Below are 22,242 nucleotides of genomic sequence, written 5' to 3'. Positions count from 1 at the left end.
TTCCTGCTGCGGCGCCGTTATCGGCGTCGCGGTTGTCTTGAGTGAATCGCACTAAATTGTCAGCCAGTCGGTTACGGGTGATGCGTGGACATTAAATGTGAAGAACGCTCAGACGGGTTTCCACTCGGCCGGGGTCAGCGTTTTCATGCTCAGCGCGTGGATTTCCGCGCGCATGCGGTCGCCGAGCGCCGCGTAGACGAGTTGATGGCGCGCGATAGGCCGCTTGCCTTCGAATGCGTCGCTCACGATGGTCGCGAAGAAATGCTGGCCGTCGCCTTCTACTTCGACATGCTGGCAAGCGAGGCCGCCAGCAATGTATTCCTTCACTTGTTCCGGAGTCGGCAACATGGAAGTCTCCTGAAAATTATGCGAACTGATGAGTGACTGTTCGCTGACGGTATCAATGACGCAGTTTGTAACCGCTTGCCAGCAAGCGCATGGCGATCACAGCCAGAACGATGAAAAACCCGCCGACAATGCCAAGGCTCACGAGCGGATCGATGTCGGACATGCCGAAGAAGCCGTAGCGGAAACCGTCGATCATGTAGAAGAACGGATTCAGCCGCGACACTTCGCGCCAGATGGGCGGCAGCGTATGGGTGGAGTAAAACACGCCCGACAGGAAAGTCAGCGGCATGATCAAAAAGTTCTGGAATGCCGCAAGCTGGTCGAATTTATCGGCCCAGACCCCGGCGATCAATCCGAGCGTTCCTAGAATTGCAGAGCCGAGGATCGCAAAGCCGAGAATGTAGAACGGCGCGGCGAAGCTCATGGGAATGAACCATACCGTGACAATAAACACGCCGAAGCCAACCGCAATCCCGCGCACGACGGACGCGAGCACGTACGCGAAATACATTTCCCAGTGAGAGAGCGGCGGCAGCAGCACGAACACCAGGTTGCCCGTGATCTTCGACTGAATCAGCGACGACGAACTGTTCGCGAACGCGTTCTGCAACACGCTCATCATCACGAGGCCCGGCACGAGGAAGCTGGTATAGGCCACGCCCGGATAAACCTCGACGTGATTCGTCAGCGCGTGCCCGAAGATCATCAGGTACAAAAGCGCCGTGATGACCGGCGCGAGCACCGTTTGAAACGCAACCTTGTAGAAGCGCAGGATTTCTTTGTAGAACAGGGTACGAAAGCCGCTCATGAAAGACCCTCGATCACTTCCGGCTCGTTCATCACCTGCACGAACACATCCTCCAGATCGGCTTTGCGCACGTCGATTTCATCGAACGTGCAGCCCGCCGCGCGGCATTTCGCCAGAATCGGCTCGACGTCGTCATAACTTGCAAGCCGCAGCAAATGATTGGTCCCGGAGGCTGCGCGCGGATCGACTTCCAACGCGCGCAACTCAGCGGGCAATACGCCCTGCGTAAAACGCAACGAAAGCTGCATTCCGGCGAAGCGCTGCAACAGTGTGCTGGTCCGCTCAAGTGCGACGACTTCACCGCGACGCAACATGGCGAGCCGGTCGCACAGCGCCTCGGCTTCTTCAAGATAGTGCGTCGTCAGCACGATGGTGTGGCCTTCGCGATTCAACCGGGAGATGAACTTCCACAGCGTCTGGCGCAATTCGACATCGACGCCCGCGGTCGGCTCGTCGAGCACGATCACCGGTGGCTTGTGGACCAGCGCCTGGGCCACCAGCACACGACGTTTCATGCCGCCTGACAGTGCGCGCGTGTTGACGTCGGCTTTCTCGGTGAGATCGAGATTGGCCATGATTTCGTCGATCCAGTCATCGTTCTTGCGCAGGCCGAAATAGCCGGACTGGATGCGCAGCGACTCGCGGACCGTGAAAAACGGATCGAAGACGAGCTCCTGCGGCACGACGCCCAGCGAGCGGCGCGCCTGGCGAAAATCCGTGATCACGTCGTGGCCGAGCACGGAAATGGATCCGCTATCGGCGCGCGCGAGACCCGCAAGGATGCTGATGAGGGTAGTTTTACCGGCACCGTTGGGGCCGAGCAGGCCGAAAAACTCGCCTTCTTCGACGACGAGGTTCACGCCTTTGAGCGCTTGCAGCTCTTTGTAGCGCTTCTTGACGTTGCGTATTTCTATGGCTGACATGACAGTGCGCGCGCCGGCGGGGGCTGCGCCTCGATGTGTGCGGATCGGAACCGGAACCGGCCTTTACAAAAATGAAAGGCAGACAGCGGGCCGAAAAAACGGTTGATTATAGGCCAAACGCGGCAGAGCTTAGCCGCTAGCGAGTCCAGAACAACCCTGCCAACCCTGCGAGGCACGTTCGTCGATATCGAAACGCGCCGATGATTCAGCAGGACAGGGTCAATGTCGGAAGGTGAGGAGCGTATCTACGCCATAGGCTTGCGCGAGACTGGCAAGCCCGGAGGGAAGGTTGATGACGATGAGCGCTGCGCCGCGTGCCGCTGCCGCGCGTTGCCACGCGAGCAGCACGGCGAGCGCCGACGAATCGAATTGTTTGAGCGACGCGCAATCCACTTCGGTCGCGCCCGCTGCAATCCGCGACAAACCCGCGTCGAGCGCGCTTCGTGCGCTCTCGTGCGTGAGCGTCGCGGCGGTTTCGAAGCGACTCACGATGTCTTGCCGCTCGCCAGTTGCTGGTTGCGCTGGGTGAGGAACTGCAGCAGCCCGTCCACGCCGTGTTGCTGGATCTGCTCGTTGAACTGCTGCTGGTAAGCCTGGATCAGCCACGCGCCGAGCACGTTGATGTCATAGACCTTCCAGCCCTGCGGCGTCTTGTACAGACGGTAGTCGAGTTCGATCGGCGAACCGTTGTTCAACACCACCGAACGCACCACCACGTCTGTGTCGCTAGGATCGGCACGGAACGGCTTGTACTGGACCTGTTGATCACGAACCTGCGCCAGCGCACCCGAATACGTACGGATCAGCAGCATCTTGAACTGCTCGACAATGTCCTTCTGCTGCTGCGGCGTGGCCGTATTCCAGTTGCGTCCCATGACGAGACGCGTGGTCCGCGTGAAGTCCGTGTAAGGCAGGATCTTCTCGTTCACCAGTTCCGTGATGCGCGTGATGTTGCCCGACTGGATCTGCTTGTCGGACTTGATCTGGTCGAGCACTTGCGACGTGACTGTCTTGACCAGCCCGTCGGGGGTGGACATGTCCGCGGCCTGCGCGAACGCACCGCTACAAAACGCCATCAGCAAAGCAAACAGGGGAAGTAGAAATAGTTTTTTCATTACGGGCTCTGCAAAAAAAGTGGCCTGAGTTTGAGCGCGGTGTTCAGCACGAGTTCATCTCGCGCCCTCTATTCATCGGTCACAACACTTTCGTTATATTACCGGGCCGCCATTATCCACGCTTATCGCAGCCTAAACGACGGGAATGACGGCACCCGCGGCGGCACCATTTGGTCCGGCCGCACCGAAGTCGCGCCCGGTTCGCTCGCAGCCGCCGCACCGGAAGCCGCTTCGGATCCTGACGCGGCTGTAGCTGCGGAAGCAGGCTCCGCGCCCGCTGCCGCGCCGCCTACATCTTCGTACTTCGGCAGCGATTCACTGCTTGCGCTTGCGCTGTTGTCGCCGCCAATCAGATACTGGCGGCGCTGCAGATACGCGTTACGCACGAACGAATACTTGTCGAGCGCGGCACCGGACAGCACATCGCCTGCACCAAGCAGGTTGGCCCGCGTGTTGACCAGTTGCACACCGAATAACGTGGTGCGGAACCAGGTCGGGTCCACGTAGCTCGTCACACTGCCGAAATAATCGACAACCGTGCCCGCCGTATCCCGCACCGTGCTGGGTCCGAGCAACGGCAGCACCACATACGGACCCGCCGGCACGCCGTAATGGCCAAGCGTCAAACCGAAGTCCTGCGTGTGTTTCGGCAGCCCGGCAACGCTCGCTACGTCGAACAAGCCGGCCACGCCGAAGATCGAGTTCATCACGACGCGCATGATGTCCGACACGCCGTCGGCAATCTTCAACTGCACTAGGTTATTCGCGGCCGTATAAATATCGCCGATGTTGCCGAAGAAATTCGTGACGCTGTCGCGCACCGGCTGCGGCGTAACGTACACGTAACCCTTCGCAATCGGCTTGAGCGCGACCTCGTCGATCTTGTCATTGATCTTGAACATCGTCCGGTTGTAACTCTCGAACGGATCGCCCTTGGTCGGCGTCGTGACGGTTGCGCACCCGGCAAGCACCGCCACTGCGATCATCACAGCCACGCTGTTTACGCGCATTGCCTGCATTTCTTTTTCTCCTTATTGATGCTGCCCCGAAGGCAGGCCCGTACTGCGAGATCGGCCCGACTTCGACTGGCTGGAATCTGGATTTGCCCGACCAGGCTCATTGAGCGGCCGCGCTAGCGCCCATCGCGCTCGCCGCGCCCGGGAAAGCCGGTGCGGCAGGCGTGGCAGGCGTCGCAGGCGTCGCAGGGCTTTTTGATGCACCCGAATCCGCCGCCTTGTTGTACAGGAATTGCCCGATCAGATTCTCGAGAACCACGGCCGACTGCGTCATCGAAATGGTGTCGCCGGCCTTGAGCATCTGGTCGTCACCGCCCGGCTCCAGGCCGATGTACTGCTCGCCGAGCAAGCCCGACGTCAGGATCTTCGCGGACGAATCCTTCGGAAACTGATACTGCTTGTCGATATCGATCGTGACCAACGCCTGATACGTGTTCTGGTCAAAGCCGATGGAATCCACGCGGCCCACCGTCACGCCAGCACTCTTGACCGGCGCACGCGGCTTCAGCCCGCCAATATTGTCGAATTTCAGCTTGACCGCGTAGGTCGGCTGAAACGACAGCGAACTCATGTTGCCCGCCTTCAACGCAAGGAATAACAGCGCCACGAAGCCCAGCACCACGAAGAGGCCGACCCAAAAGTCGAGAGCAGCAGTCTTTTTCATCGTCTTCCCAAAGAATCTTGTCGCAGTTTTTTGCGTGAAGGACCGTGTCCTTCACAACATCCACGAACCGGTGAGCAGAATCGCCCCGCAAAGAGCGTCCCGGCCGGAGTAGTCAGTTGAACATCAGCGCGGTCAGCAGGAAGTCCAGCCCGAGCACGGCCAGCGAGCCGTACACCACCGTCTTCGTGGTCGCGCGCGAAACACCTTCCGGTGTCGGCTGGGCTTCATAACCCTGGAACAACGCGATGAACGTGACGGCGAAGCCGAACACCAGGCTCTTGACCACGCCGTTACCTACGTCGCTCCATACGTCGATGCCGCCTTGCATCTGAGACCAGAACGCACCCGAATCCACGCCGATCATCAGCACGCCAACCACATAACCGCCGAAAATGCCGACCGCACTGAAAATGGCGGCCAGGATCGGCATGGCGATGATGCCCGCCCAGAAGCGCGGCGCCACCACCACCTTGAGCGGGTCAACGGCCATCATTTCCATGGCCGTAAGCTGCTCGCCTGCTTTCATTAGCCCGATCTCGGCGGTGAGTGACGTTCCCGCGCGGCCCGCGAACAGCAGCGCGGTGACCACCGGCCCGAGTTCGCGCACCAGCGAGAGCGCGACCAGGAGGCCGAGCGCCTGCTCGGAGCCGTATCGGTTAAGGGTGAGATACCCCTGCAAGCCGAGCACGAACCCCACGAACAAGCCGGAAACCGCAATGATCAACAGCGAATAGTTACCGACAAACAGGATCTGTTTCGTGACAAGCCGCGGCCGGCGCATCAACGGGAAGAATTCGACGACCAGGCGCAGGAACATGCGCGTGGCGTAGCCAATGGTGCCGAAGCTGCCGAGCACCGTACGTCCGATGGCGCTGATCATGCTTTTGCTCCGAGTCCAAAGTCCGCCGCCAGCGGCGTCGTGCTTGGATAGTGAAATTTGAACGGCCCGTCCGGCGCACCGTCGATGAACTGCCGGATCGACGGCTCCTGGGACGCCCGCAACTGCGCCGGCGTACCTTCAGCCAAAACCGCGCCGTTCGCGATGAAATACACGTAATCGGCAATGGCGAACGATTCCGGCACGTCGTGCGTCACCAGAATGGACGTGGCGCCCAGCGCGCTGTTCAGCGTGCGGATCAAATTGGCCGTGATGCCGAGCGAAATGGGATCGAGGCCTGCGAAGGGCTCGTCGTACATCATCAGTTCGGGATCGAGCGCGATGGCGCGGGCAAGCGCCACGCGGCGTGCCATGCCGCCCGATATCTCCGACGGCGCAAGATCGCGCGCGCCGCGCAAACCGACCGCGTTGAGCTTCATCAGCACGAGGTCGCGCAGGAGTTCTTCGGGGAGATCGGTGTGTTCCCGGAGCGGGAACGCGACATTGTCGAATACGGACTGGTCGGTGAAAAGCGCGCCGAACTGGAACAGCATGCCCATCTTGCGGCGAAGCTCGTAAAGGCCGTCACGGTTCTGGGTGCCGACGTCCTTGCCGCCGAACAACACCTGCCCGCGCCGGGCCTTGACCAGGCCGCCGATCAAGCGCAGCACGGTCGTCTTGCCACAGCCGGAACCGCCCATGACAGCCACGACCTGACCGCGCTTGAAGCGCATGTTCAGGTTCGATAATACGAGCCGGTCGCCGTAGCCGAAATCGACGTCGCGAAGCTCTAGCAAGGTCTCGGGAGAAGCTGACACGGAGGCTGACAATCCTTTTACGCAAGAGGCCGAATTATAGGGCCTCTACGCGACGGGTGTCGTGGCGGTCCCTTTCGGCTGGTTTAGCGGGCTGAACTTCTTTCCGAACGCGGGGCATTATCGCCCGAATTCGTGTTGCAGCGCAGAAATGGCAGCAGCCAGTTCCGGCGCCTCTGTAACAGCCCGCACGACTGCTGCGCTTCCGACACCAGTCGACAGAACCTGCCGCAGAACCGCACCGTTCACGCCACCGATTGCAACGAGCGGCACGATACCGTCGAGCAGGCGCACATAACGGGCGAGGCGCGGCAAACCTTGCGGCGCTGTCGGCATGACTTTGGTCGTGGTCGGGAACACCGCGCCGAGCGCGAGATAGCTCGGTTTGAAATGCAGCGCCTTCAGTATTTCATAGTAGCCGTGCGTTGAAAGGCCAAGGCGCAAGCCCGCTTCGGCGATCGCATTCAGGTCGGCCGTGTCCACGTCCTCTTGGCCGAGATGCACGCCGTATGCGCCGGCCTTGATGGCCTCCTGCCAATGATCGTTGATGAAAAGCCGTGCCTGGTGCTTCGCGCCCGCAGCTACCGAACGTTCTATTTCTCGTTTGAGATCGCCGGAATCGGTGGTTTTGCGGCGTAATTGCGCCGTTTCAACACCTTGGTCAAGTACCCGTTCGACCCATTCCGCGCTCGGCAGGACGGGGTATAGGCCCAATCTGTCCGGGCAATGGGGGAAAGGCTTTGAAGGCGCTGCCGGCAAATTCGCGACCCTCGGGAAGGTGGAAAAATCGACAGGCCAGGCGTCGAGTTCATCCAGGTTGGCCGGACGCCACGCGAGCGCCAGCACAAGCGCGTCGTGCGGCTCGAACCCGCAATCGAGGAAGGCCGCCAGTGCGGCCGGCCAATCATCCGACCATTCGCCTTCCAGCTCGTATTCGACATCGTCCAGATGCAGGGTCGCCCGTCCGGCGCCTACCGTCAGCCGTCCCACTCCGTCGGGTAGCGGCTCGACATTGCCGACGATCAAATCGCCTGAGCGCGGATGATCCGGCTCGCTCAGGCAGATTCGCCATGCCTTCGACCCCGCCGGCCACTCACCCAGCCGACGCCGGATTCGCTCGGCGGCTTCCAGCAGTTCGTCGGCGGGCGGCCAAAATACTTCCTTATCCAGCAACACCATACTCATGCAGCACTCCCGTCTTGATGCCAGAACGGCATGCCGACCACCGGCGTGCTCGCTTGTGCGCTATCACGCTCGGCCATTGGCCCGGCGAGATAGGCCATCCGCCCCGCTTCGACGCCCAGCGCAAACGCGCGGGCCATCTGCGGCGGAAACGTCGCCTGTGAGACGGCCGTGTTCAGCAATACGCCGTCGAAACCCCACTCCATCACCTGACACGCATGCGACGGCACGCCAAGACCGGCGTCGACGATAAGCGGCACGTCCGGCAACCGCTCGCGCAACGTGCGCAATCCGTAGGGATTCGTTACACCTTTGCCCGTCCCGATAGGCGCACCCCACGGCATCAAGGCTTCGCAGCCGACATCGAGAAGACGCCGGCCGATCACCAGATCCTCCGTGCAGTAAGGCAGCACCTTGAAACCTTCGCGGATCAGTATTCCAGCGGCTTCCACGAGGCCGATAGGGTCGGGCTGCAGGGTGTAGTCGTCGCCAATCAGTTCGAGCTTCAGCCACGGTGTATCGAAGAGTTCGCGGGCCATGCGCGCCGTGGTCAGCACTTCGTCCACGGTCTGGCAACCGGCCGTATTGGGCAGCAACGCGACGCCGTGACGCTTGAGGACATCGAAGAAACCGGCCTCACCCGTGTTCGACTGGCGCCGCAACGCGACGGTCACCATGCCGGGACGGGCGGCATCGATGGAATCCGACAGTGACTGCAGCGACGGATAGCGCGATGTTCCCAGCAGCACCCGGCTCGGGAACGGCGTGCCATAGAGCGTGAGGGTATCGGCTGTGGTGATGGTGGAAGTCATGATTCGATTCCTGTTGGTGGATCAGCCGCCGGCGACCGGCGAGACGATGTCGAGTTTGTCGCCGGCGGCAAGCGCCTTCGATGCATGCTCGCCACGCGCGACGAATTGTCCGTTCAGCGCCACGGCGAACGGCGGTTTTGCGCCGAAAGCCGCGAGGGCGTCGGTGACGGTGGCGGCGTCGGGCATGGAAAACGGCTGCTGATTGATATGAATGTTCATGATGAAAGTCAAAGCACGGGCGCCGCGTGTTCGCAGCGCAGCAAGGCGGACCAGCGGGCTTGGCGGCGCCAGTCGTCAAAGGAATCCGGATCGGAGATCACGCCGCCGAGAAGCGCTTCGGCGAGTGCGCGGGCGGAGTCGGCAACTTCGGGCGCGATCATATATCCGTGCCGATACAGCCCGTTCACCCGCAAGGTTCGTGCGCCGTCCCAGACAATCGCCGGGCGATGGTCGGGCAAGGTCGGCCTGCATTGCGAATTGAGCTCGAGAATGCGCGCCTCACCGAAACCGGGATGCACGGCGAACGCCGCGCTCAGGAGTTCGAGCGCTGAGCGCACGGTCACGGGCGACATGTCTTCGCCCTCCACTTCGGTTGCGCCAATCACATAAAGGTCGTCCTGTTTCGGCGCGATATAAAGCGGATAACGCGGATGCAGCAAACGCACCGGCCGCGTCAGGCCGATACCCGGCGCATGCACACGCGCCACTTCGCCGCGAACGCCTCTTAACGCCGGCCACGCCGGTTTCCCGCCGAGACCGCGGCAATCGATAACAAAACGCGCGTCCGGCGGGGTATCGACTGAGGTATTCCAGTGAAGATCCACATTTCGTTCGGCCAGCCCGGCCGCCAGCGCCGTCAGCACCTGCCGGTTGTCGAGCTGGCCTTCGTTCGGCAACAGCCAGCCTTGCGGGAAGCGCGTGCCCAGTGCAGGCTCCGCCGCCGTGACTTGCGCACCGGAGAGTTTGACAAAGCCGTCCTGGAACAGCTCGGAAGGCGCGTTCGCGCGCAAACGCCGCTCGAATAGCGGCGCTTCGGCGCGGTCGCCGGCATGCCAGACGACCAGCGTGCCGTGGCGCTGGAAAAACACCGGCTCAGGCATATCGGCGATAAAACCCGGCCAGCGCTCAAGCGACGCCGCCCCGAGCTCGGTGATCAGCAGTTCGGCGCTGGCGGCCTCGGCGAGCGGCGCAAGCATTGCCGCCGCGACCCACGCGGCGGATTGCGTGCCGGCGGCGTCGCCGCGGTCGTACAGCGCCACGCGACGCCCGGCGCCCGCCAGCAGCCAGGCGACCAGCCGCCCGCACAAGCCACCGCCGACGACGGCAAAATCGTCTCGCCCGGACGCACGGGAGTGAGTGGAATGCACAACGGTGTTCACGATGACGATGCCTCCTCAGCAAACGCTGCAGAACGCACGGAGCACACAGCACGGAAATCGAGATCGGGAGTCATGCCCGTTTCGAACCCTGGTTGCACGCGCGGCGCACAAAACCTGTTTCAGGGACGAAACCACGGCGAGAAAGCGGCCTCGGAGCGCATGACCTGCGGCTCCTGAGCCAGCCAATACTGGAAGAAACTGGAAACGCGGCGGTTTCCGGAAACTTCCCTCGCCGGTATTACCCGGATCGGGTGCAAAGGGACTCTCTCAGCCTCGCCGCGCGTTTTTCCCTTCTCATGAGCCGGGAGACGCGTGCCGAAGCACCCCTGTTTCGTCGTCGATCATTAAAACATAAAAGCGAAACGCCCCGCAAACGGGGAAAAGCCAGGGGCGGGAGTAAAGGAAAGCGGACCGCCTTCCCTTTCGTTCCGTCGGCGCGCACTCTGGCACAATGCCGCGAACACCAGGACGCGTCTGCAGCACATGCGTGCGGCAAGCGCCTCGCTGTTGCACTGCGTTGGCAGCTCAGCCGGGCGAGGATTAAGGAACAATTAAGCCACGCCCGAAACAATGCTCCGGCGCGCCGACTTTAATGGTCTCTTACGATCGTTGAGACGGAGCAGGACCATCCGCATCGATACCGCCAAGTTACAACCTGCCGCCGAGCCGGCACGTCTTCAGGAAGCTCATGACCACCACACCTCCAGGCAACACAGAACAAAACGGCGACAAAGTGTCGGCGTGGAGTCTTATCAAGCCTTACTGGGTATCGGAAGAACGCGGCGTTGCATGGCTTTTGCTGATCGCGATCATCGCGATCAACATGACGGTCGTGTACATCAACGTCCGCCTGAACAAATGGAACGCGGACTTCTACAACGCGCTGCAGAGCAAGAACGTCCACGATTTTCCGCAGTTGCTGCTGGTCTTCACGGGACTCGCGTTCGCGTACATCCTGCTCGCCGTGTACGGCCGGTATCTGCGCCAGATGCTCGGCTTCCGGTGGCGCCAGTGGCTGACGCACCGGTACCTCGAACAATGGCTTGGAGACAAAGCCTTCTATCGGATAGAACGCGATCGTCTCGCCGATAACCCCGACCAGCGGATCAGCGATGACCTGCAGTCGTTCGCCACAACCACGCTGGCGTTGTCGCTGGATTTGCTGTCCACGCTCGTCACGCTCGTCACCTTCATCACGATCCTGTGGACGCTGGCTGGTGCGCTGACCCTCTCGTTGTTCGGCACGCCACTCACGATTCCGGGCTACATGGTCTGGGCCGCCGCGCTGTACGCGGTGCTCGGCTCGCTCGTGATCCAGCGCTTTGGCCATCCGTTGGTATCGATCAATTACCAGGCTCAGAAGGTGGAGGCCAACTTCCGTTTCGGCCTGATCCGCATTCGCGAGAACGCCGAGCAGATTGCCTTCTACGACGGTGTCTCGACGGAAACCCAAAACGCCAAGACCATCTTCCAGACGATCCGCCAGAACTACTGGCAGATCATGAAGTACACGAAGCGGATGACCTTCGTGCTGTCCTTCTACGGTCAGATCGCGATTATTTTCCCGATCATGGTCGCAGCGCCCCGCTACTTCGCGGGCGCGTTCTCGTTCGGCGTGCTGATGCAGATCAGCTCGGCGTTCGGCACGGTCAGCGACTCGTTTTCATGGTTCATCAACAGTTACTCGACCTTGGTCGAATGGCGCGCCACCGTGAACCGGTTGCGCGAATTCAAGCGTGTCATGCGCTCCACCCACATCAAGGAAGCGATCTCGCCGGCGACTGCCCACGGCGGCATCAACCTGCATTACACCAGCACCAGCGCGCTGACCACGACCGGGTTGAAGCTCGCGTTGCCGAACGGTACGCCGCTTGCGAACGTCGCGGATGTAGTAGTGAAGCCGGGCTCGCGCTGGCTGGTGCAAGGTCCGTCCGGCTCGGGCAAGAGTACCTTGATGCGGGCGCTGGCCGGCCTGTGGCCATTTGGTGACGGCACGATCGACGCGCCCGTCGACGCCAAGCTGATGTTCATTCCGCAGCAAAGTTACTTGCCGATCGGCACGTTGAAGGCGGCGTTGACTTATCCGTCGGCAGCGGAAGTCTTCTCCGATGAAGCCTGCCGCGAAGCCTTGCGCGCCTGCAACCTGAACGCTTACGGCACGCGCCTGGAGGAGTCGGGACACTGGGCGAAGATGCTGTCACCGGGCGAGCAGCAGCGGCTGGCGGCGGCCCGCGTGCTGCTGCACAAGCCCGACTTCATGTTCCTCGATGAAGCCACCAGCGCACTCGATGCCGAGAACGAGATGCTGATCTATACGGCGATTATCGACGCGTTGCCGAACGCGGCCATTGTCAGCGTCGCGCATCGCGAGTCGGTGTCAGGGTTCCACGAGAGCCGGATCGAGATCGAGCGTGCGAGCGCTGAAACCGCGGTGGTGTGAGATAGAACCGCTGGTTCGATGGCCGGTGACCATGGGCATCAACGCCGTGTGAATTGCCGCAAGCAGGTTCTTTTTTGGCTTGCTTTTCTCGTTTGACGACGCACCGTAGAATGCTCCTGCGCCTGCATGGCAGGCTTTGAACGGGAGACCGGATTGCGAGCGTTCGAGTGGTTCACCGAGCTGACGACGCGTGAGCGCCGCACGCTTTACGCGGGTTTCGGCGGTTACGCCGTCGATGCCTTCGACTTCATGATCTACTCGTTCCTCATTCCCACGCTGATCACCGCGTGGGGCATGACGAAGAGCGAAGCCGGGATGATCGCGACGAGCTCGCTCATTTCATCGGCTATTGGCGGCTGGCTCGCCGGCATTCTCTCTGACCGGTACGGCCGCGTCCGCGTACTGCAATGGACCATCGGCACGTTCGCGTTCTTCACGTTTCTTTCCGGCTTCACCCATTCGTTCGGACAGTTGCTGACCACGCGCACGCTGCAGGGCGTGGGCTTCGGCGGCGAGTGGTCCGTGGTCACCGTGATGATGGCCGAGACCATTCGTTCACCGCAGCATCGGGCGAAAGCCGTGGGTACGGTGCAAAGCAGCTGGTCATTCGGCTGGGGCGCGGCGGCCATTCTCTATTGGGCGTTCTTCGCCTTGTTGCCCGAAGATACCGCCTGGCGTGCGTGCTTCTGGATCGGTATCTTGCCGGCGCTGTGGATCCTCTACATTCGCCGCAACGTCAGCGATCCCGACATCTACATCGCGACACGCCGCGCCCGCGATGCCGGCACTGAAACCGCCGCGTTCACCGATATCTTCAAAGGCTCGCACCTCAAGACAACGCTGCTGGGCAGCGCGTTGTGCACCGGCATGCTCGGCGGCTATTACGCCATCACCACGTGGCTGCCAACGTATCTCAAGACCGAACGCCATTTGTCCGTGTTCAACACCAGCGGTTATCTGGTGGTGCTGATCGTCGGGTCGTTTCTGGGTTATGTGTTCGGGGCCATTCTCTGCGACAAGATCGGGAGGCGCGCGTCGTTCGTGCTGTTTGCCGTCGGCTCGTTTCTGCTCGGGATGATCTACACGATGATCCCCATCACCGATCACGCCATGCTGCTGCTCGGCTTTCCGCTCGGCATTGTCGTGCAGGGGATTTTTGCGGGCGTAGGTGCGTATTTATCGGAGCTGTATCCGAACGCGATTCGCGGCTCCGGACAGGGTTTTTGCTACAACCTCGGGCGCGGACTCGGCTCGTTTTTCCCGATACTTGTCGGCGTGCTTTCGCAGGGAATGTCGCTTGTCAAAGCGATTGGCGTGGTGGCGGGGACGGGGTATCTGCTGGTGATCGTTGCGGCGTTGTTGTTGCCGGAAACGCGTGGCAAGGCGCTTGGTGCGGTGACGGGATGACTAGGCGACGTTGGACCGTCAGAAAGTAAAGGCCGTTTAACTCAGGTTAAACGGCCTTTTGTCTGGCGCAGTCAGATCACTCCACTTCCCAGATGTCGCGCCCGTTGAGCGCTTGCACCGGACGTTGATTGCCGTGATAGAAACGTTGCATGGCATCGAGTTGCTGCTGCGTAATACTCACCCGTTGCTTGAACTCGATCCACGTCACCCCTTCCGAACAAGGCGGCGTATTCAGCGAACCGCTGTACGTGTAATAGCTCGTTTGTCTGGGCAGCAGGTCGAGCGGATTTACCATCACAGCATTCACCTTGAACTCAGCCCCCTTCTCCTTCGGGATGCGGTCCAGCATCGTCTGGATGACAGGGTTGGGTTGATTGCCGACCTGGAATTGAACAGCCAGCACAAGGAGCTTGCCGTCTTCGGAACGATGCACGAGATGTGCGTCCATCACGCTGTCCTTGCCGGCGAAACGTTCTTCGCCCGGCGAATGGAAGTGAAACTGAACGAGTTGATAAGCTTGATCGCCGAGGGTGATGCTGTCGGAACCGGGCGTCGCGTTGAATTGAACGGCGTGTCCCGTGTTGATGATATCGATGGGAAGGGGCCGGTAGTTGACCTTAAGACGGGGCATATCGGCGGACGCTTTCTTTGCCTTCTCGATGTCAATCGGCGATTCAGCGCGGCCGCTTTCGCAAGTGTGAAAATCTTTGCTGATTGAGCCCCAGTGCGCCGGCCCGTGTTCGCCTTCGTACGCCCACCCGTGACCCGTGGTTTCAGCCGATGCGGTGAGTGAAACGAAAGCGGATAACAGGAACGCGCCGCCGGACAATCGTTTGATCTTGTTCATTCCATGCCCCTGAAATTGTGAGGGCATTAGCATGCGCGGATCTGCGAGGGGGTGATATCGGAGAAGTCGTAATTGTGGGAAAGGAAAGGGAAACAATGGGACGGACATAAGCGCACACATTTGTGCGTTGTGCTCAACGTTTCTATATCGTCTCCCGAGCGCTACAGCCAATAAAAAACCGGGCTCAAACTTCGAGCCCGGTTTCTCATCACACATCTCACGCCAAAAATCTCAACGCGGCAACTCACTAGACCCCATCAAAAACGCATCGACTGAACGGGCGCACTGCCGTCCCTCGCGAATCGCCCAAACAACCAGCGACTGGCCGCGCCGCATATCGCCCGCGGTGAACACCTTCGGCACCGAAGTGAAGTAAGCCTTCTCCCCTTCGGTCGACGCCTTCACATTCCCGCGCGTGTCTTTATCGACACCAAACGCCTCGAGCACCGGCGACGCCGGCTGCGTAAAGCCCATCGCGAGCAACACCAGATCGGCTTTCATTTCGAACTCCGATCCCGCCACTTCCTGCATCTTCCCGTCCTTCCACTCCACGCGCACGGCAATCAGCTTTTCAACCTTGCCGTTCTTGCCTTCGAAGCGCTTGGTCGCCACCGACCAATCGCGCTCGCAACCTTCCTCGTGCGACGACGACGTGCGCAGCTTGATCGGCCAGTACGGCCACACGAGCGGCTTGTTTTCCGTCTCAGGCGGCTGCGACAGCAACTCGAACTGCGTTACGCTTTTAGCACCATGCCGATTCGATGTCCCAACGCAATCCGAACCCGTATCGCCGCCACCGATCACAACAACATGCTTGCCTTTCGCAATCAACTGATCGACGACTGTATCGCCGGCATTGACCTTGTTCTGCAGCGGCAGGAATTCCATCGCGTAATGGATGCCTTGCATCTCGCGCCCGGGCACCGGCAAATCACGTGGCGTTTCCGAGCCGCCCGCAATCACAACAGCGTCGAATTGCTCACGCAACTCATCGGGCGAAATGGTTTCACGCGATGAATTCGCGATATGCCCCGGCAGCGGTTCTTTACCAATAAACACATTGGTCCGGAACGCCACGCCCTCGGCTTCCATCTGCCGCATGCGGCGATCGATCAGCCACTTTTCGAGCTTGAAATCGGGGATGCCATAGCGCAGCAATCCGCCGATGCGATCGTTCTTCTCGAACACCGTCACGTCATGTCCAGCACGCGCGAGTTGTTGCGCAGCGGCCAAGCCGGCGGGACCAGATCCGACCACGGCCACTTTCTTGCCGGTCTTGTGCTTCGACGGCAACGGCGCGACCCAACCTTCGGCCCACGCTTTGTCGATGATCGCGTGTTCGATCGACTTGATGCCGACCGGATCGTCGTTGATACCAAGCGTGCACGCGGTTTCGCACGGAGCCGGACAAATGCGCCCGGTGAACTCCGGGAAGTTGTTCGTGGAATGCAGCACTTCAATGGCGGACTTCCAGTTCTGCTGGAACACCAGGTCGTTGAAGTCCGGAATGATGTTGTTCACCGGACAGCCGTTGTTGCAGAACGGAATGCCGCAATCCATGCAGCGCGCGCCCTGGATCTTCGCGTTCTCGTCCGACAGCGCGTGGACGAATTCCTTGTAATGCTTGACGCGAGCGAGCGGCGCTTCGTACGTCTCATGCTGGCGCTCGAACTCGAGAAAACCGGTTGCCTTGCCCATGTGGTTCTCTTTCTCTGTATTGGGGGTTGATCCACCCTTCCGCGCTCAACGCCGAAGGGCCGTACTAGTCATTGGATGTCAGCAGAAGACTCAGGCCGCGATCGCATCCTTCGCTTTCTTCGCGCCCAACTCGCCAAGCGCGCGCTTGTACTCTGTCGGGAATACCTTCACGAATTGACGACGCGACGCGTCCCAGTTCTCGAGCAGCGCTTTCGCGCGCGGCGAACCGGTGGACTGGAAGTGCTGCTCGATCAGATCCTTGAGCAACGCTTCGTCGGTCTTGCCGGTGTGCCACAAAGCCCGATCCACCGTGCGTTCCTGCTCTGCCTGCTGCAAGACCGGATCGAGTGCGACCATCGCCTTGTTGCACTTGCTGCCGAAGGTGCCGTCCGGATCGAAGACAAACGCCACGCCGCCCGACATGCCCGCTGCGAAGTTGCGCCCGGTTTCGCCGAGCACCACCACCGTGCCGCCGGTCATGTATTCGCAACCGTGGTCGCCAGTGCCTTCCACAACCGCCGTCGCACCCGAGTTACGCACGGCGAAACGCTCGCCCGCGACGCCCCGGAAATACGCTTCGCCTTCAATCGCACCGTACAACACCGTGTTGCCGCAGATGATGTTTTCCTCCGACTTGCCGCGGAAGTCGTTGGTCGGGCGAATGATGATGCGACCGCCCGACAGACCCTTGCCGACGTAGTCATTGCCGTCGCCGACGAGATCCAGCGTGATGCCCTTCGCCAGGAACGCACCGAAACTCTGTCCCGCCGTACCCTTCAACTGGATATGGATCGAGTCGTCCGGCAAGCCGTCATGACCGTACTTGCGCGCGATCAAACCGGACAACATCGCGCCGACCGTGCGGTTCACGTTACGCACCGGCTGGATGAACGAGACGTGCTCGCCCTTCTCGATAGCCGCCTTCGACTTCTCGATCAGCACATGATCCAGCGCCTTCTCGAGCGCGTGATCCTGCGCCTCGACGTGCTTCGTCGCAATGCTGCCGTCGTTCGGCACTTGATAAAACACCTTCGAGAAATCCAGGCCCTTCGCCTTCCAGTGCTCGACGCCCTTCTTCGTATCAAGCAATTCGGCGTGGCCGATCAGATCGTCGAACTTGCGGATGCCCAGTTGCGCCATGATTTCGCGCACTTCTTCAGCGATAAAGAAAAAGAAGTTCACCACATGTTCCGGCTGCCCCGTGAACTTGGCGCGCAGCACCGGATCTTGCGTCGCAACGCCGACCGGGCACGTGTTCAGGTGACACTTGCGCATCATGATGCAACCCTGCACGACGAGCGGCGCGGTCGCGAAACCGAATTCATCGGCGCCGAGCAGCGCACCGATCACCACGTCGCGGCCGGTCTTCATCTGGCCGTCGGCCTGCACGCGGATACGGCCGCGCAGACGGTTGAGCACCAGCGTTTGCTGCGTCTCGGCCAGACCCAGTTCCCACGGCGTGCCGGCGTGCTTCAACGACGACAACGGAGAAGCGCCCGTGCCGCCGTCATGGCCCGCGATCACGACGTGATCGGCCTTCGCCTTCGCAACGCCGGCGGCAACGGTCCCAACCCCCACTTCCGACACAAGCTTCACCGAGACGCTCGACGACGAGTTCACGTTCTTCAGGTCGTGAATAAGCTGCGCCAGATCTTCGATCGAATAAATGTCATGGTGCGGCGGCGGTGAAATCAGGCCCACGCCCGGCACCGAATACCGCAGCTTGCCGATGTAATCGCTGACCTTGTGACCCGGCAGTTGTCCGCCTTCGCCCGGCTTCGCGCCCTGCGCCATCTTGATCTGGATCTGATCAGCCGACGACAGGTACTCCGCCGTCACGCCGAAGCGTCCGGACGCGACCTGCTTGATCCGCGAGCGCAGCGAATCGCCGTCTTTCAACGGGATGTCCGTAACGACTTCGTCGCCGATCACGGATTTCATGGTGTCGCCGTTCTTGATCGGAATGCCGCGCAGTTCGTTGCGATACCGGTTCGCATCTTCACCGCCCTCACCCGTGTTCGACTTCCCGCCGATACGGTTCATGGCCACAGCCAGCGTGGCGTGCGCTTCGGTGCTGATCGAGCCCAGCGACATGGCGCCGGTCGCGAAACGCTTGACGATTTCCTTCGCCGGCTCCACTTCATCCAGCGGGATCGCCTTGGCCGGATCAACCTTGAACTCGAACAAACCACGGAACGTCATGTGGCGGCGGGTCTGGTCGTTGATCAGGTGCGCGTATTCCTTGTACGTCTGGTACGAGTTGCTGCGCGTGGAATGCTGCAGCTTGGCGATGGCGTCCGGCGTCCACATGTGCTCTTCACCGCGCACACGATACGCATACTCACCACCGGCATCGAGCATTGTCGCGAGCACGGGGTTATCGCCAAACGCCTCGCGATGCAGGCGAATCGCTTCCTCGGCCACTTCAAAAATGCCGATACCGCCGACCTTCGACGCCGTACCCTTGAAGTACTTCTCCACGAGTTCGCTGGAGAGCCCGACCGCCTCGAAAATCTGCGCGCCTGTGTACGACATATACGTGGAAATGCCCATCTTCGACATGACCTTGTACAAGCCCTTGCCGACCGCCTTCGTGTAGTTGTAGATGGCTTTGTCGGCGGAAAGGTCGCCTTTCAGGCCTTCGGCCATTTGAGCGAGCGTTTCCAGCGCGAGGTACGGATGGACCGCTTCCGCGCCGTACGCCGCGAGCAACGCGAAGTGATGCGTCTCGCGCGCCGATCCCGTTTCCACGACCAGACCCGTGCTCGTGCGCAAACCGTGCTGCACGAGATGCGTGTGAATAGCGGACGTGGCGAGCAGCGCCGGGATAGCCAGGTTGTCGCGATCCATCTTGCGATCGGACACGATCAGCATGTTGTAACCGGACTTCACCGCATCCACAGCTTCCGCGCACAGCGAAGCCAGGCGTGCTTCCACGCCTTCGTTGCCCCACGCCACCGGATAGCAGATGCTCAGTTCGTACGAGCTGAACTTGCCGCCCGTGTATTTATCGATAGCACGGATCTTCGCAATGTCCTTGAAGTCGAGCACAGGCTGCGAGACTTCCAGACGCATTGTCGGGTTGATGTTGGTCGTGTCGAGCAGGTTCGGCTTCGGGCCGACGAACGACACCAGCGACATCACCATGTTCTCGCGGATCGGATCGATCGGCGGGTTCGTGACCTGCGCGAAGAGCTGCTTGAAGTAGTGATACAGCGTCTTGTTCTTGTTCGACATGACGGCCAGCGGCGAGTCATTGCCCATTGAACCGACGGCCTCTTCGCCCAGCTGCGCCATCGGCGCCATCAGGAATTTGACGTCTTCCTGCGTATAGCCGAACGCCTGCTGGCGATCCAGCAAGGCAGCTGCTTCGCGGCGCTGCGTCTCGACGTCTTCCGCCTTCGGCTCGATTTCGTCGAGCTTGATGCGCACGGCGTCAATCCAGCTCTTGTACGGCTTGCCGTTCGCGAGGTTGTCCTTGAGCTCCTTGTCGTCGATGATCCGGCCTTGCTCCATGTCGATCAGGAACATCTTTCCCGGCTGCAGACGCCACTTCTTAACGATCTTCGATTCCGGCACCGGCAACACGCCGGACTCCGATGCGAGGATCACGAGGTCGTCGTCGGTGATGACGTAGCGCGCCGGACGCAGGCCGTTACGGTCGAGCGTCGCGCCAATCTGGCGGCCGTCCGTGAACGCGATCGCGGCGGGGCCGTCCCACGGCTCCATCATGGCGGCGTGATATTCGTAGAACGCGCGGCGGTTGTCGTCCATCAGCGTGTGCTGTTCCCAGGCTTCGGGAATCATCATCATCATTGCGTGGACGAGCGGATAACCCGCCATGACCAGGAGCTCAAGGCAGTTATCGAACGATGCCGTGTCCGACTGGCCCGGATAGATCAGCGGCCAGAGCTTCGGCAGGTCGTCACCCAGCACGTAGCTAGCGATTGCGCCGGTACGCGCGTTCAGCCAGTTGACGTTGCCCTTCACGGTGTTGATTTCACCGTTGTGCGCAATCATGCGGTACGGGTGCGCGAGTTCCCACGCGGGGAACGTGTTCGTGGAGAAGCGCTGGTGAACGAGCGCGAGCGCCGAGACCGTGCGTTCGTCCTGCAGGTCGCGGTAATACACGCCAACCTGACCGGCCAGCAGCAGGCCCTTATAAACGACAGTGCGCGCCGACATGGACGGCACGAAATATTCCTTGCCGTGTTTGAGCTTGAGCGCCTGGATTCGATGGCTGGCGGTCTTGCGGATCACGTACAGCTTCCGCTCGAGCGCGTCCGTCACAACAATATCCTTGCCCCGGCCAATGAAGATCTGCCGGATCAGCGGCTCGCTGGCCTTCACGGTCGGCGAAATGGGCATGGTGGCGTCGACGGGAACATCGCGCCAGCCAAGCACGACCTGGCCTTCGGCCTTCACCGTGCGCTCCAGTTCCTGCTCGCACGCGAGACGCGACGCATGTTCCTTCGGCAAGAAGATCATGCCGACGCCGTACTCGCCTTCCGGTGGCAGCGTCACGCCCTGCTTCGCCATTTCCTCACGATAAAACCCGTCGGGGATCTGGATCAGGATGCCCGCGCCGTCGCCCATCAGCTTGTCGGCGCCGACTGCGCCGCGATGGTCGAGGTTTTCAAGGATCTTCAGACCCTGCTCGATGATTTCGTGGCGCTTCTTGCCCTTGATGTGAGCGACGAAGCCGACGCCACAGGAGTCGTGTTCGTTCTCGGGGTCATACATGCCCTGCGCGGCGGGAGCGGAACCGAGAGTCGGCGGCAGTTGATCGTTCATGGGTCACCGTGTTCTGTGGGGGGCCGCGGGCGGCCGTTGAACATGTTTTGTGTTGCTTATGTGCGTTGCTCGCGCCTCCGGCAGGCCAAGACCCCGAACCTGGACGAAAACCGCGAAGCCCGTCGTGCAAACAGACGCGATGCGTCCTGAACTGCCGGAAAACGAAATATACGCGATGAATCAAAAACTTGGCAATCAAAATCAGATGATATGACACCTATTATCGAGTTGGTGCATGATTGCCCCATTAAATTGGTTCCATATCAAAATAGATCGAAAATAAAACGGCATGCCGATTTTTGTCGTCATGCCGTTCAGTCATTCTTCAGTTGCGGCGCAAAAACTCCGTTAACGAGTCTGAGGAGTCTCTCGGATCTTGCGTGGACGGCCGCGGGGCAACGGTGAGACGCGCCGGTTGGCGGCTCGCCCGGCCCACTCCCTGTAGGAATCGCTACCGAGCACCCAGCCTTTGAGCGTTGCCTGAAGCAAGCGGTTGGCTTCGCGTTGGTCGAGCGGTTGCTCGCACAGCTCCGTGTAGGCGCGCTGGCGTTCGAAGGGCGTATTGCCGAGCTTCCAGTACAGCGGATGGTCGGTGATGAGGCTGTCGAGCGTCAAACCGATGTGATGACGGTAGCTCGACCATTTGTAGTCTTGCGGCAGGGCCGCGAGTTCGGCGTGCACCGGCGCCATCTCGACTACCCGGCTCGCGAGCAGGAAGTAGGTTTCACCTTCGATCACCGTCGCCCGGTAGCGGCCTTCCCACAAGGTGCCGCGGCGGGCATAACGGCGATTGAAATGCGCAACGTAGCGCCTGCCGACCGCCTGCATGGCTTTCGGAAGGCTGGCTTCGTCGCGGGGCGTAACGAGAAGGTGCACCGCACCGGGCATCAGCGCGTAAGCGTGGATGGCGAGATGGTGGTCGCGGGAGGCGGTGCGCAGGCATTCGATGAAAAGCTCGTAGTCCGGAGCTTCGACGAAAGCGGGCTGCTGGTCGAGACCGCGCAAGATGACATGCTGCGGCTGTTCGGGAACGTAGAGTCGTGCTAGCCGTGCCATGCTGGATTTTCCGTTGGTCGAGCGTTGGTCGGGTTCGGGGTATTCCGGCGGTCCGTCAAAG

19 protein-coding genes and 1 riboswitch are annotated in these 22,242 nt (G+C 60.8%); of the genes, 2 read left to right on the top strand and 17 right to left on the bottom strand.

From position 1 onward, the window contains the following. Nucleotides 1-108 precede the first annotated feature (108 nt). The 13 genes from ABH944_RS39130 to ABH944_RS39070 all read right to left on the bottom strand — a co-directional run bounded on the left by ABH944_RS39130 (nt 109) and on the right by ABH944_RS39070 (nt 9,939). Nucleotides 109-348, bottom strand: coding sequence for a BolA family protein (locus ABH944_RS39130; protein WP_031362176.1), 240 nt, complete (start codon nt 346-348; stop codon nt 109-111). A 52-nt stretch (nt 349-400) separates the two neighbouring features. Further along, nucleotides 401-1,156, bottom strand: coding sequence for an ABC transporter permease (locus ABH944_RS39125; protein WP_404613576.1), 756 nt, complete (start codon nt 1,154-1,156; stop codon nt 401-403). After that, entirely contained in the window at nt 1,153-2,079 is a 927-nt protein-coding gene (locus ABH944_RS39120; RefSeq protein WP_062092262.1) for an ABC transporter ATP-binding protein, read from the bottom strand. The genes ABH944_RS39125 and ABH944_RS39120 overlap by 4 nt, the downstream gene beginning before the upstream one ends. 219 nt (nt 2,080-2,298) lie before the next feature. Continuing rightward, entirely contained in the window at nt 2,299-2,568 is a 270-nt protein-coding gene (locus ABH944_RS39115) for an STAS domain-containing protein (protein WP_404613579.1), read from the bottom strand. Next, nucleotides 2,565-3,194, bottom strand: a complete 630-nt coding sequence (locus ABH944_RS39110; protein WP_062092263.1) for an MlaC/ttg2D family ABC transporter substrate-binding protein — start codon at nt 3,192-3,194, stop codon at nt 2,565-2,567. Before ABH944_RS39110 ends, ABH944_RS39115 begins: the two co-directional genes overlap by 4 nt. Before the next feature lie 122 nt (nt 3,195-3,316). Then, the gene (locus tag ABH944_RS39105; RefSeq protein ID WP_404613581.1) at nt 3,317-4,213 is read right to left on the bottom strand and encodes an MlaA family lipoprotein; all 897 of its coding nucleotides are present in this window, start codon (nt 4,211-4,213) and stop codon (nt 3,317-3,319) included. A gap of 97 nt (nt 4,214-4,310) precedes the next feature. Beyond that, nucleotides 4,311-4,874: an outer membrane lipid asymmetry maintenance protein MlaD gene (gene mlaD / locus ABH944_RS39100; protein ID WP_404613583.1), complete on the bottom strand. Its 564-nt coding sequence runs from the start codon at nt 4,872-4,874 to the stop codon at nt 4,311-4,313. A 112-nt stretch (nt 4,875-4,986) separates the two neighbouring features. Further along, nucleotides 4,987-5,754, bottom strand: a complete 768-nt coding sequence (gene mlaE, locus ABH944_RS39095) for a lipid asymmetry maintenance ABC transporter permease subunit MlaE (protein WP_062092266.1) — start codon at nt 5,752-5,754, stop codon at nt 4,987-4,989. Beyond that, a complete protein-coding gene (locus ABH944_RS39090) occupies nt 5,751-6,569 on the bottom strand; it encodes an ABC transporter ATP-binding protein (protein WP_404613585.1) in 819 nt (272 codons plus the stop codon). Before ABH944_RS39090 ends, mlaE begins: the two co-directional genes overlap by 4 nt. A 117-nt stretch (nt 6,570-6,686) precedes the next feature. After that, nucleotides 6,687-7,745 (bottom strand): thiamine phosphate synthase, encoded by a 1,059-nt coding sequence (thiE, locus tag ABH944_RS39085; protein WP_404613659.1) that lies wholly within the window; start codon nt 7,743-7,745, stop codon nt 6,687-6,689. A 2-nt stretch (nt 7,746-7,747) separates the two neighbouring features. Continuing rightward, nucleotides 7,748-8,560, bottom strand: a complete 813-nt coding sequence (locus ABH944_RS39080) for a thiazole synthase (protein WP_404613587.1) — start codon at nt 8,558-8,560, stop codon at nt 7,748-7,750. A gap of 21 nt (nt 8,561-8,581) precedes the next feature. Further along, nucleotides 8,582-8,779 carry a sulfur carrier protein ThiS gene (gene thiS / locus ABH944_RS39075; protein WP_062092273.1) on the bottom strand — a complete coding sequence of 66 codons (198 nt, stop codon included), beginning with the start codon at nt 8,777-8,779 and terminating at the stop codon, nt 8,582-8,584. An 8-nt stretch (nt 8,780-8,787) separates the two neighbouring features. Further along, on the bottom strand, nt 8,788-9,939 hold the full coding sequence (locus tag ABH944_RS39070) for an FAD-dependent oxidoreductase (RefSeq protein WP_404613589.1): 1,152 nt from the start codon (nt 9,937-9,939) through the stop codon (nt 8,788-8,790). Nucleotides 9,940-10,146: 207 nt separating this feature from the next. Then, nucleotides 10,147-10,277, bottom strand: a riboswitch (TPP riboswitch). Between the two features lie 350 nt (nt 10,278-10,627). On the opposite strand from ABH944_RS39070, the gene ABH944_RS39065 reads away from it, so the two are divergent. Together ABH944_RS39065 and ABH944_RS39060 are read left to right on the top strand one after the other, a co-directional pair. Continuing rightward, complete coding sequence (locus tag ABH944_RS39065; RefSeq protein ID WP_404613591.1) at nt 10,628-12,379, top strand: ABC transporter ATP-binding protein/permease; 1,752 nt, start codon at nt 10,628-10,630, stop codon at nt 12,377-12,379. A 153-nt stretch (nt 12,380-12,532) separates the two neighbouring features. Next, nucleotides 12,533-13,786: an MFS transporter gene (locus ABH944_RS39060; protein ID WP_404613661.1), complete on the top strand. Its 1,254-nt coding sequence runs from the start codon at nt 12,533-12,535 to the stop codon at nt 13,784-13,786. Nucleotides 13,787-13,862: 76 nt separating this feature from the next. On the opposite strand, the gene ABH944_RS39055 is transcribed toward ABH944_RS39060, so the two are convergent. From ABH944_RS39055 to ABH944_RS39040, 4 genes are all read right to left on the bottom strand, one after another. Next, entirely contained in the window at nt 13,863-14,633 is a 771-nt protein-coding gene (locus ABH944_RS39055) for a carbonic anhydrase (protein ID WP_404613593.1), read from the bottom strand. A 231-nt stretch (nt 14,634-14,864) separates the two neighbouring features. Continuing rightward, on the bottom strand, nt 14,865-16,331 hold the full coding sequence (locus tag ABH944_RS39050) for a glutamate synthase subunit beta (RefSeq protein ID WP_404613595.1): 1,467 nt from the start codon (nt 16,329-16,331) through the stop codon (nt 14,865-14,867). A 90-nt stretch (nt 16,332-16,421) separates the two neighbouring features. Continuing rightward, on the bottom strand, nt 16,422-21,125 hold the full coding sequence (locus ABH944_RS39045) for a glutamate synthase-related protein (protein WP_404613597.1): 4,704 nt from the start codon (nt 21,123-21,125) through the stop codon (nt 16,422-16,424). 348 nt (nt 21,126-21,473) lie between these two features. Continuing rightward, complete coding sequence (locus tag ABH944_RS39040; protein ID WP_062091285.1) at nt 21,474-22,181, bottom strand: transposase; 708 nt, start codon at nt 22,179-22,181, stop codon at nt 21,474-21,476. Between the last annotated feature and the right edge of the window lie 61 nt (nt 22,182-22,242).

It is taken from the genome of Caballeronia udeis (assembly GCF_044909315.1).
Taxonomy (GTDB): domain Bacteria; phylum Pseudomonadota; class Gammaproteobacteria; order Burkholderiales; family Burkholderiaceae; genus Caballeronia; species Caballeronia udeis_A.
This window is presented reverse-complemented; position numbering and strand designations above follow the sequence as displayed.